This is a genomic window from Putridiphycobacter roseus (assembly GCF_003234935.1).
Classification (GTDB): Bacteria; Bacteroidota; Bacteroidia; order Flavobacteriales_D; family Crocinitomicaceae; genus Putridiphycobacter; species Putridiphycobacter roseus.
Window position 1 is genome coordinate 50,844 of record NZ_QKSB01000004.1, and the last position, 13,893, is coordinate 64,736.

Below are 13,893 nucleotides of genomic sequence, written 5' to 3' on the forward strand. Positions count from 1 at the left end.
GACTTTATAACCGTTTTCAAAAGCAATAGTTTTGGTAAACTTAGCCAAATGCTGTTGCTTTTTTTATGGTGGTAATCCAAGGTGCATACCTAAAAGAATAAACACGCTCATGCTTTCATTTTCTTTGGGATTAAACCTTTTAACAAAATACAAGTCCTATTCATACACCCTAAAACATATACTATGAAAACGACACTCAAAATTACACTCGCAATATTATTACTCATTGGATTTTCTAGCACAGGAATCGCGCAAAAGAATAAACCAAACCAAAAAACGAATAACAAAGCGAAAAATAAAGCGGCACCGGTACATAAAACAAGTCCCGTAAATAGAAGTAAAGTGCAGTATAAATCGGCACCTAAAAAAGTGGTTACAGTGAGAAATATACCCAATAATGCGGTAAAAGTAAAACACAATGGCCAGACTATTTTTTATACCAATAATAAATTTTATCGACAAAATGCTGGTAGATATATACCCGCAATTCCTGCCAAAGGATTTAGAATAAAAACGCTACCTGTTGGCTATACGGTAATTGTACATAACAACAGAAACTTTTACTATCAAAACGGTATTTACTTTATTCAATCCAACAAAGAGTATGAAGTAATAAACCCTGAACTTGGTACTATTGTTAGCCAATTACCAGCAGATAGTGAAAAAGTAGTGATAGATGGATTTACTTATTTTGAATACAACAATGTGCTATATGAAAAAATTCAAATGAATGGTACGCGCGCATACGAAGTGATTGGATTCATTGAAAACTAAAACACAGCTGGATTAATAGGATTAAATGCACGATAACGGCGCTTATAAAACCGAGGATTTTTGTTTTAATTATTTAACGTTTTAATACCCCAATAAATCATAAGACTTACCCCCTGTTTCTTATAAAGAATAAAAGACAAATCGGTTGTTGCGTCAAAAAATGGTGCAACCTACCGCTTAGTCTTTAACCTGTTTTTTTTCATTATACAAATCAGACTTTAGTAACTTAACCCTATTTAAGAAATGTAAACAAGACACACCAAGTACCCCCATACCATATACACAACTATCCTTTAAATTAATGGAGGAAGATTCTTTAAAGTATTTGGTAGGACAAGTTATTTCTGCTATGTCATAGCCAGCAAAGATAACTTGTGATAACATTTGATTGTCAAAAACAAAACCATTGGCATTTTTTTCATAATTGATACTTTCCAATACTTTTCTGGAAAAAGCCCGATAACCTGTGTGGTATTCAGATAGTTTTTGATCTACCAAAATATTTTGCACCAAAGTCAATATGCGGTTTGCAACATATTTATAAATCGGCATTCCGCCTTTTAAAGCGCCATTACCTAAAATTCTAGACCCCAATACGACATCATATAAATCGTTGGCTATCATATAGGTCATGGAATGAATTAGTTTAGGCGTGTATTGATAATCAGGATGCAACATGATGATGATGTCTCCACCTAAAGCCAATGCTTTTTTATAACAAGATTTTTGGTTCCCGCCATACCCCAAATTATCGTCGTGTACAATAATGTGTTTTATGCCAATTTCTATCCCCTTCTTTATCGTATCATCTTGGCTATGGTCATCTACTAATACCACTTCATCTACAATATCAAATGGTATATCATTATAAGTTTGTTCTAAGGTTTCCGCGGCATTGTATGCTGGCAATACCACAATTACTTTTTTACCTTTTACCATTTTTAATTTGTTAGCTTAGGCGCTTTAGTGCCAATATACTTATAATATAAGCTTCTAATTACTGTAAATTTTTCTTCCTTTTTAACGTTTTCAAAAGGCCATAAAACTTTACGCCATGTTTCTGCTGATTTAGAGTTTGGGTAGGGTGTCATCTTTTTATACACATCCTTCTTCCCATCCGAAAAACCATACTGCTGGATTAAGGCTTCGTTTTGTTTATTCCTTCTCAAATAAATTGAATTTAAGTTATCCGCATACACCAGCTCATAATCGTCATCTGAATGTACTAAGTAATTATTTAAATTTTTAAATGTAGGGGCATTCAATAATACAATATAATTAAACTCATCCAGTTCATTATAGTATTCCCATAAGGTTTGACCTGTAGTAAGTGCAGACGTAGGCGCTTGATATACTCTAAAGGTATTTTGAAAAAATTCTGTATGAAACACATCTAAATCTCTAAGATCGATAAATGATTTATATTCGGGCTGTAATTCATATAAAAAATAAGCAGAGGTCAAATAATCCACAAATCCTTTATCCTTAATCTCATGCTCTTTTAAAAATTTTGCCGCGCCAATAGGCGTGGTCTCTGAATTTACACCAATACCAAATTGTTCACGGGGCAACAGTCGGTTATACAATTGATTAGAAGCCAACATACCATATAAGAAAAGACTAAGTGCGAAAACGCCATAATATTGTTTTTTGTTTTCTGAGGTGACTTTTACATCAATATAACTTGCCAATAAAGGGGTACAAACAATCATAAAAAATGGAATATTTCTAAATGCCGTTAAAGAAAGATAGAAAAATGCGAAAAAGATCAAAATATAAGGTAAGCCAAAACTGTCGATTACACCTTGTAAACTAAATGCCGTTTTTCCATTCTTTTTTAAAAAAAATAACAAACAAGCAGCAAAAACAAGTAGCATCATAAAAGCTTGATAATGCCAAAATTCTCCATCTTTAAAGCCTAAAAGTTCGGTGGTAAACTTATTCTCACTTAATTGGCCGAAAATGTTAAAAGGGTGGGCAATCATTTTAAAACCATTTGGATTAAGGGAAGTGCTTATAATGGCCAATACACCAAGCAGTGTAAACCGCAATGGTTTTTCTTTTTTAAAGAAAAGATATTCCGCCCAATGGGCAAACAAAAATATTAAAATTAATACTATCCCCATGCCATATGCTTCGTGGGTATTGGTCCACAATATCTGTAAAGGAATAATCAAGAACAACCACTTGCTTTTTGACATACTATATTTAAACAAGTAATACAGAAAAATGATTACCAATACATGTGAAAACATTTCTGGTCTACTATTCATCCTATAATTTATAGTGAACAACAGTAACAAACTTGCTAGCATTATTCCCAGCTTAGGCATGGTGGATTTAACATGCACATATTTTAAATTAATTGCCTTACTCAATTTATAGGCGTAGACTAAAATGAGGGTAATACAGCCAATTTGCAATAGCACCAGCCACTCTGCACCGAAAAAATTATTAACAGAAGCCATCAATACTTCGGCAAACCACTTTACATTTATCCATGGCTCATTCAAAAAAGTATAAGAAAAAACATCTATTTTAGGCACCTCATTGTGCGCCAAAATCCATTGTCCAGTTCTAATTTGCCACCACACATCTGGTTCATGTATAATTTTAACAGCACTAATAACACCGACTATTATCACCGAAAACCATGCGTACCAATTCAATTTAATTTTCATACAAAAAATATCATAAATTAAAAATATATTCGAATTACCAAATTAAATAATTTCCTTTAAGTTTCTGGCTAAAAGGTTTTTTTTTACGGAAAAGAATGAACAAAACCAGGATATGCCACCCCTAACAAGAAGAATTTTATATACACTACATAATTAATCGCGTAAAATCCAAGCCGTTTAACTTCAATTTCATGTTTTCCGTTTACTGATTTTTAGCATTAAATGAATGCACTTTTATTTTCTTTTGTTAAAAATCAATAACATTTATGCTTGGCTGACTTAGGTCAGTAAAATACTTTTAAAATGCTTGTAATTTTGAAGCGTAAAAGAAATAAAACCATTAAAAAAAATAAAAATGAAAACAGCAAATATTGGAATTTCAGCAGAAAACAAACAAGCAGTGGCAGATCAATTGGCAAAAATTTTAGCGGATGAATTTGTACTTTATTCAAAAACTCTTAATTTCCATTGGAATGTGGAAGGTCCTGACTTTCATTCTGTACATGTTTATTTGGAAACATTATATACAGAGCAACAAGAAATCATTGACACTGTAGCGGAAAAAATTCGTATGGTTGGTCATTATGTACCTGCCACTTTAGCTGATTATGCAGCATTGACGCATTTAACAGAAAAAACAAAAGGCAAAAATAACGGCCAAGATATATTTGCGGAATTGTTAGAAGACCATGAAAGTATTATTATTTTTCTGCGAGAAGAAATTAAGCCAATTGCCGACAAATGGAGTGCTGAAGGGGTGAGTGACTATATTACTGGGTTGATGGAATACCATGAAAAAACAGCTTGGATGTTACGTTCCCACTTAAAATAATTAATCGCATAAATTGAAAAATCCGAACCGCTATATTTGCTGTTCGGATTTTTTCGTTTATAAGTAATAATTTATCTTTAATTCTTCAACAAGGCTGCCCAAAGTATTTCGACTGGATGGATGGCTTTTCTTTCCGTACCATCTTTAATTTGATGCCTGCAACTTGTACCTGAAGCGGCAATTACAGTATCTTTTTCCGCCTTTTCAATGGTTGGAAACAATACCAAGTTCCCTACCTGTTGACTGATTTTAAAATGTTCTTTTTCATATCCGAATGAACCTGCCATACCGCAGCAACCTGAAGGAATTAAAGTGACCTCATGCTGCTCTGGAACAGATAATAATGCAACACAATCTTGGATATTCCCCAATGATTTTTGGTGACAATGTCCGTGCAATAAAATTTGCTTTTTATCTTTGGTGAAATCTGCAGAAGTAATTTTTCCTTTCTTCACTTCCTTCGCTAAAAATTCATCTATCATATAAGTATGCTTAGCAATATTTTTAGCAACTTGTACCAATTCCGCATCTACTAATCGGGGGTATTCATCCTTAAAACTTAAAATGGCAGAAGGCTCAACACCCAATAAAGGGGTGTTTTCATTGATGTAATCTTTAAAAATAAGCACATTTTTATTCGCCATTTGTTTTGCCCTAGGTAATAACCCCTTTGAAATAGCAGCCCTGCCACTCTCGGGGTGATCTATAAGTTCCACATGGTATTTTAAACCTTGCAATAATTGAATGCTTTTAATACCTATTTCCGTATCATTCCAATTGGTAAACTCATCACAAAAAAGGACAACAGTACCGTTTTTACTACCCGTATTTTTATAATTTTTTTGGTACCATTTACGTAGACTATATGCATGAATTTTAGGCAGAGAACGTTCTGGTGCAACACCTAAAATCTTTTTTGCGGTTTTGGATAAAAGGGGATTCGTAAGAAAGAAATTATAAAGGCTTGGAAATTTCCCCCCCAAGCGATTCAAGTCATTGATATAGGCGAATGCTTTTGCCCTTAACGGTACGCCATTAGTTTGGTAGTATTGGTGTAAAAATTCTGCTTTCAAGGTCGACATGTCTACATTAGATGGGCATTCGGAAGTACAACCTTTACAAGACAAACATAAATCCATCACCTCTTTAATTTCCTGATGGTTAAATGGATTTTTTTGGTCGCTATGGGTCAAATATTCCCGTAAAGTATTGGCCCTTGCTCTAGTAGTATCTTTTTCATTTCGTGTCGCTTGATAACTTGGACACATGGTTCCTCCAGATAAAGTTAATTTTCGACAGTCCCCTGAACCATTACATTTTTCTGCTGCTTTTAATACACCTCCTTTATCCGAAAAATTAAAAATAGTCTTCATTTCCTTTACCGGAACATCTGCTTCATAGCGAAGAGAAGTGTTCATAGGAGGGGTATTGACAATTTTATTGGGATTAAATATATTTTTAGGATCCCATGTCTGCTTTATTCTTTTAAATAATTCATAATTTTCCTCTCCAACCATTATCGGAATAAAAGCACCTCTTAATCTACCATCTCCATGTTCCCCACTTAAAGAACCTTTATATCTTTTTACTAATTCTGCGGAAGCCTTACCTATTTCATAAAATTGTTTTACGTCTTTTGAATCTTTTAAATTTAAAATTGGTCGAAGGTGTAGCTCTCCTGCTCCGGCATGGGCATAAACCACTAATTTCTGATCAAAACCAGTCATCATCTCCTCTACTTCATCAATATAATCGGCTAAATCTTCTAATGCCACTGCCGTATCTTCAATACAAGCAACCGATTTTTTATCTCCAGGTATATTCGCCAATAAACCCAAGCCTGCTTTTCTTAGTTCTCTCAATTGTTTGGTTTTTCCCGGTGGAATAATTGGAAAAGCATAACCTAATTGACTCTTTTCTAATTCGGCAATCATCACCTCTGCCTTTTTCATGGCTTCTTCCAAAGTATCCTCTCTAAACTCTACCATCAATAAACCTTCAGGGTCCCCCTCAATAAACCAACGGTTTTTATTTTGTTGAATATTTTCTTTGGTGCAATCTAGAATTATCTTATCAATTAACTCACATTGCGTAGGTTGGTGTTTCATGGCCAATTGTGTGGCACGTAGACTTTCATTTATTCCTGAAAAATGGGCGGCAACAATAATATCAATGGGTTTTTGAACAGGATCCAGGTGTAATTTTATTTCAGTAGTGAAAGCAAGGGTTCCTTCAGACCCACAGAGTAATTTACAAAAATTGAAAGCTGCTGTCTCCTCCGAAAAAACTTCGGTTTCCAAAAGGTAATCTAATGCATATCCAGTATTTCGGCGGTGAATACTTTTCTTCGGAAAATGCTTTCTAATATTATCTTGCTGTTGTGGGTTATTTAACGCTAATGCAATCTGTTTGTAAAGGTTTCCTTCCAGGGAATTTAATTTTGTCTTTTCTTGAAAATCTGATTTACTTAAGGCTTCAAAAGTCACTTCCGAACCATCCGACAAAAGAGTTTTAAGCGATAAAACATGTTCTCTGGTAGTACCATAAACAATAGAGGTGGTTCCTGAAGAGTTATTGCCAACCATACCACCAATCATTGCGCGATTAGCGGTGGAAGTAATTGGACTGAAAAATAAACCATGGGCTTTCAAAAAGAAATTCAACTCATCCCTTACCACGCCCGGTTGTACTTTAACCCATTTTTCTTCTGGATTAAATTCTAAAATCTGGTTAAAATGCTTCGAAATATCTACAATAATACCATTACCCACTATTTGTCCGGCCAAAGATGTCCCTGCAGCTCTTGGAATTAAAGAAATATCGTGCTGATTTGCAAAATGGATCAGTTTTTTTAAATCCGTTGTGTTTTTGGGAATCGCCACCGCCAAAGGCATCTCACGGTATACCGAAGCATCCGTCGCATAGATAACCTTCATCATATCACTATCGTGTAGTTCTCCCGCTAAATCTTGTTGGAGTTCCTTTAAAATCAATTTAGTTTTTGCTGAATTTATCATTTAAAATAATTAGGTATCTATACTACAAAAGATGAAACATTAAATTAAATGATTCACCTTTTTTATTAAAATAAAAGGAGCACATTGTACAACAATGGCTCCTAAATATAATCTAAACTTTTTGTTATTCGTATCCTTTTCCTTCTAAAACTAATGCGTCTTTTCCGTTTACTACGTTCATAAATTCAACACTGCTCATGGGCTGACTAAACATTGGGAAATCTTTTTCAATCGCGTTGTTATGCTCTTCTAAACTTAAACCTGCACAACAATCATTTAAAGTAATGACATTATAACCATTTTCATATGCTGTACGCATGGTTGACTCCACACAACAGTTGGTTAAAAATCCGCCTATTGCAATATTTTTAATCCCTTTACTTCTAAGAATGAAATCTAAATTAGTACTGTGAAAACCACAAAGACCACGTTTGCCTTCTATCACAACCTCTCCATTTTTAGGTGCCAATACATCAATAATTTCAACGCCCCAAGTTGTTTTTTTAAAAGCATCATTATCCACAATTCCTTTTAAAATACCATAAGGCGTATTGGTTAATTCACTATAGTTTTCTGCAAAAGAAATTGGAATATGAATTACTTGAATTCCTTTACTTCTCGCCTCTTCTACAAGTGCTACTGTATTGGCTAACATATTAGTCTCGTCCATAACTGTCTTCACTGCATCATGGAATATTCCTCCTTCTGTGGTAAAATCATTCTGAAATTCAATTAACACAATCGCTGTTTCGTCTTTATTCATATATTTAATTTTAAATGTGGTGATTATTCTATTAATAGCAAGATGTGCCATTTATATTTTGTCTAAGTTACTTCCTATAAAATAGAGAAGATGTCACATTCTTGGCAATGAATAGCACATTCTTCCCATTGGATTTGGAATAGCATATTAAATGTATTACTTTTCCATTATGCATCAAATCTCAACTGTTCCTTTAATTCTAAATTCTCAAATCAATCAATTGGTGGAACAGAGAAGTGGTTTTAATCTAAATATTTGTGAACTCAATATTTATGAAACCCGCAAAGAAGTCATGGATTTTCCGCTTAGTTTTAATGGTTTTACCATTACTTCCATGCTGAGAGGTGCAAAAAAAGTGCGTTTTCAAGACACCATCACTAGGGAGTATTTGCCTGGAAATACCATCATTGCTCCTTCTCAAGCCTTATTGAATATCGACTTTCCGAAAGCATCTCTTGAAAACCCTACCCAATGTTCGGCATTGACTTTGGATAATACTTTTGTTAAAAATCAGATTGATGAGTTTAATGAGGTGCTTCAAGATACCGCATTTATCAAAAATTGGCAGGTGTTAGACAATGCAGTATTACTTTATAATAACGAAGAATTAGTCAATATTCACAAAAAGATAACCAGAATTACAGCCACTAACGATCCTTTTAAAGACATACACATAAAAATTTTACTCAAAGAAATAGTGCTCTGTGTCTTAAAGATGCAAAACATAAGTGTTTTAAAAGCAGATGCACAATTGAATGCAAATAACACCCCTTTTGCTGCTATCCTTAATTTTATCCGTCAAAATATTTACAATGAAATTAATATTGCCGATTTGCTCAAAGTTTCTGGCATGAGTAAGTCCACTTTTTACCGGGCATTTGTCAATGAATTAGGTCTTTCTCCTTATCAATTAATTATTGATGAAAGATTAAAAGTGGCAAAAAAACTCTTATTAGAAGAAAACTTATCCATCAAAGAAACGGCCTATGCTTCTGGTTTTTCGAGTGCGAACTATTTCATTAGATTATTTAAAAAACACGAAGGGTTAACCCCAAAGCAATTTGTTAATAGCAAATTGAAATCCCCTTTACTTAATTGATTTTTCCAGCTGATTAAAATAAACAACAAACCATTTTAGCTACTGGCTTAAATTAGAAAAAAAACACCTTTTCGGTTCAGGATAGGTAAATACAACGTTTCTTTGATTAAACGGTACCTTTGTTACCAAATAAACTGTCTATTTTTACCCTTCAAAATATACAATTATGAATATTAAAAAAATTACATTTTACGCTTTAATTAGTCTGAGCTTTATTGCTTGTCAAGAAAACAAAGAAAATTCATCCAAAACAGAAGTCGAAAAACCTAGTATTGATGCCTCCAATTTGGCCGTAAAACCAAGTTCATGGATTGAAGAAAGAGTAGAAAAAGCTAAATCCAAATTAGCCGAGTCAGAAGCAGGTCAATTAATATGGCAGTCTATGGAAGCACATGGAGGTTTAAACCAATGGTTTTCAAATGGCGTTCTTTCTTTTAGATTCGATTATATTCCGGTAAGTGGTCCTGAAAGAAAATCGACACAACAAATAGATACTTGGAGTAATAGAGCCGTGCACCAAAGTGTAATTAACGACCAAGATTCATTTGGTTGGGACGGAGAGAATGCTTGGGTAAGCATGCAAGATTCTGCTTCCTTTCCTTTTAACATGCGATTTTGGGCACTTACACCTTACACTTTCGTTGGACAACCATTCATCTTTGATGGTGCAGGTGTAGTACTGGAAAAATTAGCCGACCAAATGATAGACAGTGTAGCATATGATGTAGTTAAAGTTACCTACGAAGCTGGTACAGGAGACGCGCCAGACGATTATTATGTAAACTATTTTGATAAAAGCTCGCATTTACTAAAAGCAATCAAATACATAGTATCTTACCCTACTTATTTTAAAGATGGTGGTCATTCTCCAGAAAAACTAATGGTCCTTAATGCATACACTACTGTGGAAGGTATCACGTTACCTTCTGCTTACACTACTTATGCTGTTTTAAATACAGAAGCAGAAAAAGGAGATGCCATGACAGAAGTTACTGTTTCAAACCTTTCATTTTTAAAAGAAGTACCTGCAGACTTTTTTGAAGTTCCTGTAGATGCTGAAATTATTTCTGCCATGTAATGGTATAGCCATTTCATAGATTAAAATTCGCTTTTTAAAATAGTAACATGAATAAAATTGATATTCGAACTGCAAATGTAGTACAGTACATCTCACCTTTAAGAGAAGGAGGCTCAATGCCTGCTATTATAAAAGCGGATGATGATTTTTTATATGTATTAAAATTCAGAGGGGCTGGTCAAGGCAAAAGGGCCTTGATCGCCGAACTGATTGGTGGAGAGCTAGCAAGAGCAATCGGCTTAAATGTACCTGAATTAATTTTTTTAAATCTAGACGATAGCTTTGCCAAAACAGAACCAGACGAAGAAATTCAAGACCTGCTAAAATTTTCTGTCGGTTTAAACTTAGGACTTCATTTTTTATCTAGTGCCATCACATACGACCCCTTAGTAAATAAAGTGGATGCACTTACCGCCTCCAAAATTGTTTTATTAGATAGCTTAATCAGTAACATTGACCGAACAGCTAAAAATACAAATTTACTCCAATGGCGAAATGAAACATGGGTGATTGATAATGGTGCAAGTTTTTATTTTCACCACAATTGGGATACTTGGGAAAATCATTTGACCCGTACTTTCCCCTTGATTAAAGACCATGTGCTTTTAAAACAAGCGACTGACTTTGACGGCGCTAAAAAAAGTATTCAAAACGCTTTAACAACGAATAAGATTCATGAAATCATTCACTTGATACCGCTAGACTGGTTAGAAGATGATACTGAAAAAATGTCCCCCGAAGAAAGAAGAATGGCTTATGTTAACTATTTAGAAGGCAAATTAGCAATGATCGACTCACTGATTAAAGAAGCGAAAGATGCAAGATAAAGTAACCTATGAATATGCCATAATTAAGATTGTTCCAAAAGTGGAAAGGGAAGAATTTTTTAATGTAGGGGTATTACTTTTTTCTAAAAGAAAGAAATTCTTAGGCATGGCCTTTCAAATAGATGAAGCCAAACTAAAGGTCTTCAAGTCGGATTTAGAAATGGTACATTTAAATGCATATTTAAGTGCTTGGAAAAGAATTACAATCGGAAATCCGAATGGTAACCCCATTGAACAAATGGAATTGTCGGATCGATTCCGTTGGCTAGCTGCAGCAAAAAGTTCGGTTATACAATGTTCAAAAACACATAGTGGACTATGCAATGAACCTGAAGAAGAATTAAAGCAATTGTTTAAAATGTTTGTCCAATAAAGATAAACCGATTACATTTGGTTTAATACTGCTTTAAAGAGCAATTGAAGATTGTTTTTACTTTGAAATCACCTGTAATTTTAGCATAAAATACTAGTGAATAAATTGCAGACTAATTGATCCCAAATGCACAATTTTGGTCAGAATGGCTTCGTACAAATAACAGAAAATAATACACTACCGCAATTCTACTTGCATTTAGTTCCCCTATCCATAGGGTAAACAGTAATGCAGTCTAACCTAATCCAACGTCTAAAATCATCATTACTACAAAACCAATCATAAATCCCATGGTTGCCAAATCCGTATTTTTGTCTCTTTGTGTTTCAGGAATCACCTCTTCCACTACGACAAAAATCATGGCCCCAGCTGCAAAAGCTAAAGCATAAGGTAAAATTGGCGTAAACACCATTACAGCTGCTGCACCAATCACGGCAGCTATCGGTTCAACAATGGCAGAAAGCTGACCGTAAAAGAAACTCCTCCCTCTACTCATTCCCTCTCTCCTCAATGGCATGGAAACAGCAAAACCTTCTGGAAAATTTTGAATTCCAATCGCAATTGCTAGCATTACAGCATCTTCAATACCAGCTCCACCAGAAATTCCTAATGCCGCTGCACCAAATAAAATACCTACTGACAATCCTTCTGGAATATTGTGGAGAGTAATGGCAGAAACCAATAACATGGTTTTGTGCATTCTACTCTTTGGTCCTTCAGACTCTGACTCTTTAAAGTTAATGTGCACATGCGGAATCACCTTGTCTAAACCAAATATAAAAAATGCACCCAATAAAAAACCGACTGCTGCGGGGACCCAGCTACCATTCGACTCTTCAATTGCTGGGGCTAAAAGTGACCAAAAACTGGCAGCAACCATCACCCCTCCTGTAAAACCTAAGGCTACATCTAACACCGTTCGATTTAATGTTTTAAAGAAAAAGACAAAAGATGCACCAGCCGCAGTTACTAACCAGGTAAAAACACCTGCCACTAATGCGGCGAAAATTGGATCTTGTGCCGTAAACCATTCAATTATTGAATTCCACATATATTTTATTTTACAATGATATTTTTACTTACTTTTTTGGATAAACTCATTTCAAATTCTCCGTCTATTTTAACATACATAGATTGATCGAAATCATATTTTGCAATACAAGTAATAGCAGAACCTATTTGAATGGCATGTTTGGTCAAAAACTTTAAAAAAGATGGACTGTCTATTCCAATGTGATGTACCGTACCGGTCTCACCTTCTTGTAACTCAAATAATTTTGAAGTTTGAATAGATTTAGGAAATTCTCCTTTTTCATTTGGAATAGGGTCTCCATGTGGATCATAGTCCGGATGATCTAAAAATTCACTTAATCGATTGGTCAGTTTTGAAGACTGAATATGTTCTAATTGTTCGGCAATTTCATGTACCTCATCCCAACTAAACTTAAGCTTGTCGACTAAAAATGTTTCCCACAATCTGTGCTTACGGATAATGTTAATAGCGTGGCTAATACCAGAGCGTGTTAAGATACTGCCTTTGTATTTTTCATAAGTCAATAACTCTTTTTTAGCCAATCGCTTAATCATTTCTGTAACAGAAGAAGCTTTAGTGTCTACATCTTCCGCTATGGAATTTGTCGCTACAGGTACATTCTCTATTTCACTTAACCGATAAATAGATTTTAAATAATTCTCTTCGCTTTGACTTAAATTTAGGGCCATATACTATTACTTACTCGACAAAGTTAGTAATAATTTTAAATTATTTTTAGTCTACCCTAAAAATTTTATTAGCTCATCCTTTTAAGGCGCAATTCTTTTGATTTCCCAATCCTCTCCTTTTCGCACATAGCAAATTCTATCGTGCAAACGACCCAATCGTCCTTGCCAAAACTCAAAATAATGGGGTTCAATCAAATAACCTCCCCAATGTGGTGGACGAGGTACTTCATTTGGATATTTAGCTTCAAATTCTTCTACTAAAAGTTCTAATGCTGCACGATTTTGAATGGTTTCACTTTGGTGAGAAGCCCATGCACCGATTTGAGAAATTCTCGGTCTAGAAGCAAAATAAGCATCTGACATTTCAGGTGCTATTTTTATCACTTTACCTTCTAAACGCACTTGTTGTTCGGTCACTTCCCAAAAAAATAAAGCCGAGATATGTGGATTACTTTCCAAATCACGGCCTTTTTTACTTTTATAATTGGAATAGAAAACCAATCCTTCTTCCAATACTTCTTTCATATAAACCACCCTACTAGAAGGTTGACCTATTGCACTTACAGTGCTAATAACCATAGCATGTGGTGAAGGACAATTTTTCTCAAAAGCAGTTTGATACCATTTTTGAAACATCAATAAAGGATTAGGTAAAAACTGTTCGAGACTGCCTTTTAAAAAATCTTTATGGTCGTTTCTTGTGGAATCTAAATGGTCCATATTGTTT

The 13,893-nt window shown here is 34.5% G+C and carries 13 protein-coding genes; 6 read left to right on the plus strand and 7 right to left on the minus strand.

Going from position 1 to position 13,893, the window contains the following annotated elements:
- Positions 1-183 precede the first annotated feature (183 nt).
- The gene (locus DNU06_RS08115; protein WP_111062754.1) at positions 184-774 is read left to right on the plus strand and encodes a DUF6515 family protein; all 591 of its coding nucleotides are present in this window, start codon (positions 184-186) and stop codon (positions 772-774) included.
- Between the two features lie 177 nt (positions 775-951).
- Here the strand turns inward: DNU06_RS08115 and DNU06_RS08120 are convergent, their stop codons facing one another.
- Together DNU06_RS08120 and DNU06_RS08125 are read right to left on the minus strand one after the other, a co-directional pair.
- Positions 952-1,713, minus strand: coding sequence for a glycosyltransferase family 2 protein (locus DNU06_RS08120; protein WP_111062755.1), 762 nt, complete (start codon positions 1,711-1,713; stop codon positions 952-954).
- Positions 1,714-1,715: 2 nt separating this feature from the next.
- Positions 1,716-3,455, minus strand: a complete 1,740-nt coding sequence (locus DNU06_RS08125; RefSeq protein WP_111062756.1) for a hypothetical protein — start codon at positions 3,453-3,455, stop codon at positions 1,716-1,718.
- A gap of 355 nt (positions 3,456-3,810) precedes the next feature.
- Here DNU06_RS08125 and DNU06_RS08130 point away from each other — a divergent pair, with 355 nt between their 5' ends.
- Positions 3,811-4,287, plus strand: coding sequence for a Dps family protein (locus tag DNU06_RS08130; RefSeq protein ID WP_111062757.1), 477 nt, complete (start codon positions 3,811-3,813; stop codon positions 4,285-4,287).
- A 77-nt stretch (positions 4,288-4,364) separates the two neighbouring features.
- Here the strand turns inward: DNU06_RS08130 and DNU06_RS08135 are convergent, their stop codons facing one another.
- On the minus strand, positions 4,365-7,304 hold the full coding sequence (locus tag DNU06_RS08135; protein ID WP_111062758.1) for an FAD-binding and (Fe-S)-binding domain-containing protein: 2,940 nt from the start codon (positions 7,302-7,304) through the stop codon (positions 4,365-4,367).
- Between the two features lie 124 nt (positions 7,305-7,428).
- Positions 7,429-8,067 (minus strand): cysteine hydrolase, encoded by a 639-nt coding sequence (locus tag DNU06_RS08140; RefSeq protein WP_111062961.1) that lies wholly within the window; start codon positions 8,065-8,067, stop codon positions 7,429-7,431.
- Between the two features lie 169 nt (positions 8,068-8,236).
- Between DNU06_RS08140 and DNU06_RS08145 the strand changes: the two genes are divergently transcribed.
- From DNU06_RS08145 to DNU06_RS08160, 4 genes are all read left to right on the plus strand, one after another.
- Complete coding sequence (locus DNU06_RS08145) at positions 8,237-9,166, plus strand: helix-turn-helix domain-containing protein (protein WP_158526850.1); 930 nt, start codon at positions 8,237-8,239, stop codon at positions 9,164-9,166.
- Positions 9,167-9,332: 166 nt separating this feature from the next.
- Entirely contained in the window at positions 9,333-10,244 is a 912-nt protein-coding gene (locus DNU06_RS08150) for a hypothetical protein (RefSeq protein ID WP_111062760.1), read from the plus strand.
- Positions 10,245-10,291: 47 nt separating this feature from the next.
- A complete protein-coding gene (locus DNU06_RS08155) occupies positions 10,292-11,071 on the plus strand; it encodes a HipA family kinase (RefSeq protein WP_111062761.1) in 780 nt (259 codons plus the stop codon).
- The gene (locus tag DNU06_RS08160; RefSeq protein WP_111062762.1) at positions 11,061-11,444 is read left to right on the plus strand and encodes a DUF3037 domain-containing protein; all 384 of its coding nucleotides are present in this window, start codon (positions 11,061-11,063) and stop codon (positions 11,442-11,444) included. Before DNU06_RS08155 ends, DNU06_RS08160 begins: the two co-directional genes overlap by 11 nt.
- Positions 11,445-11,679: 235 nt before the next feature.
- On the opposite strand, the gene DNU06_RS08165 is transcribed toward DNU06_RS08160, so the two are convergent.
- The 3 genes from DNU06_RS08165 to pdxH all read right to left on the minus strand — a co-directional run bounded on the left by DNU06_RS08165 (position 11,680) and on the right by pdxH (position 13,886).
- Positions 11,680-12,495, minus strand: coding sequence for a ZIP family metal transporter (locus DNU06_RS08165; protein ID WP_111062763.1), 816 nt, complete (start codon positions 12,493-12,495; stop codon positions 11,680-11,682).
- Between the two features lie 5 nt (positions 12,496-12,500).
- Positions 12,501-13,166, minus strand: a complete 666-nt coding sequence (locus DNU06_RS08170) for a metal-dependent transcriptional regulator (protein ID WP_111062764.1) — start codon at positions 13,164-13,166, stop codon at positions 12,501-12,503.
- A gap of 81 nt (positions 13,167-13,247) precedes the next feature.
- Positions 13,248-13,886: a pyridoxamine 5'-phosphate oxidase gene (gene pdxH / locus DNU06_RS08175; protein ID WP_111062765.1), complete on the minus strand. Its 639-nt coding sequence runs from the start codon at positions 13,884-13,886 to the stop codon at positions 13,248-13,250.
- Positions 13,887-13,893 lie beyond the last annotated feature (7 nt).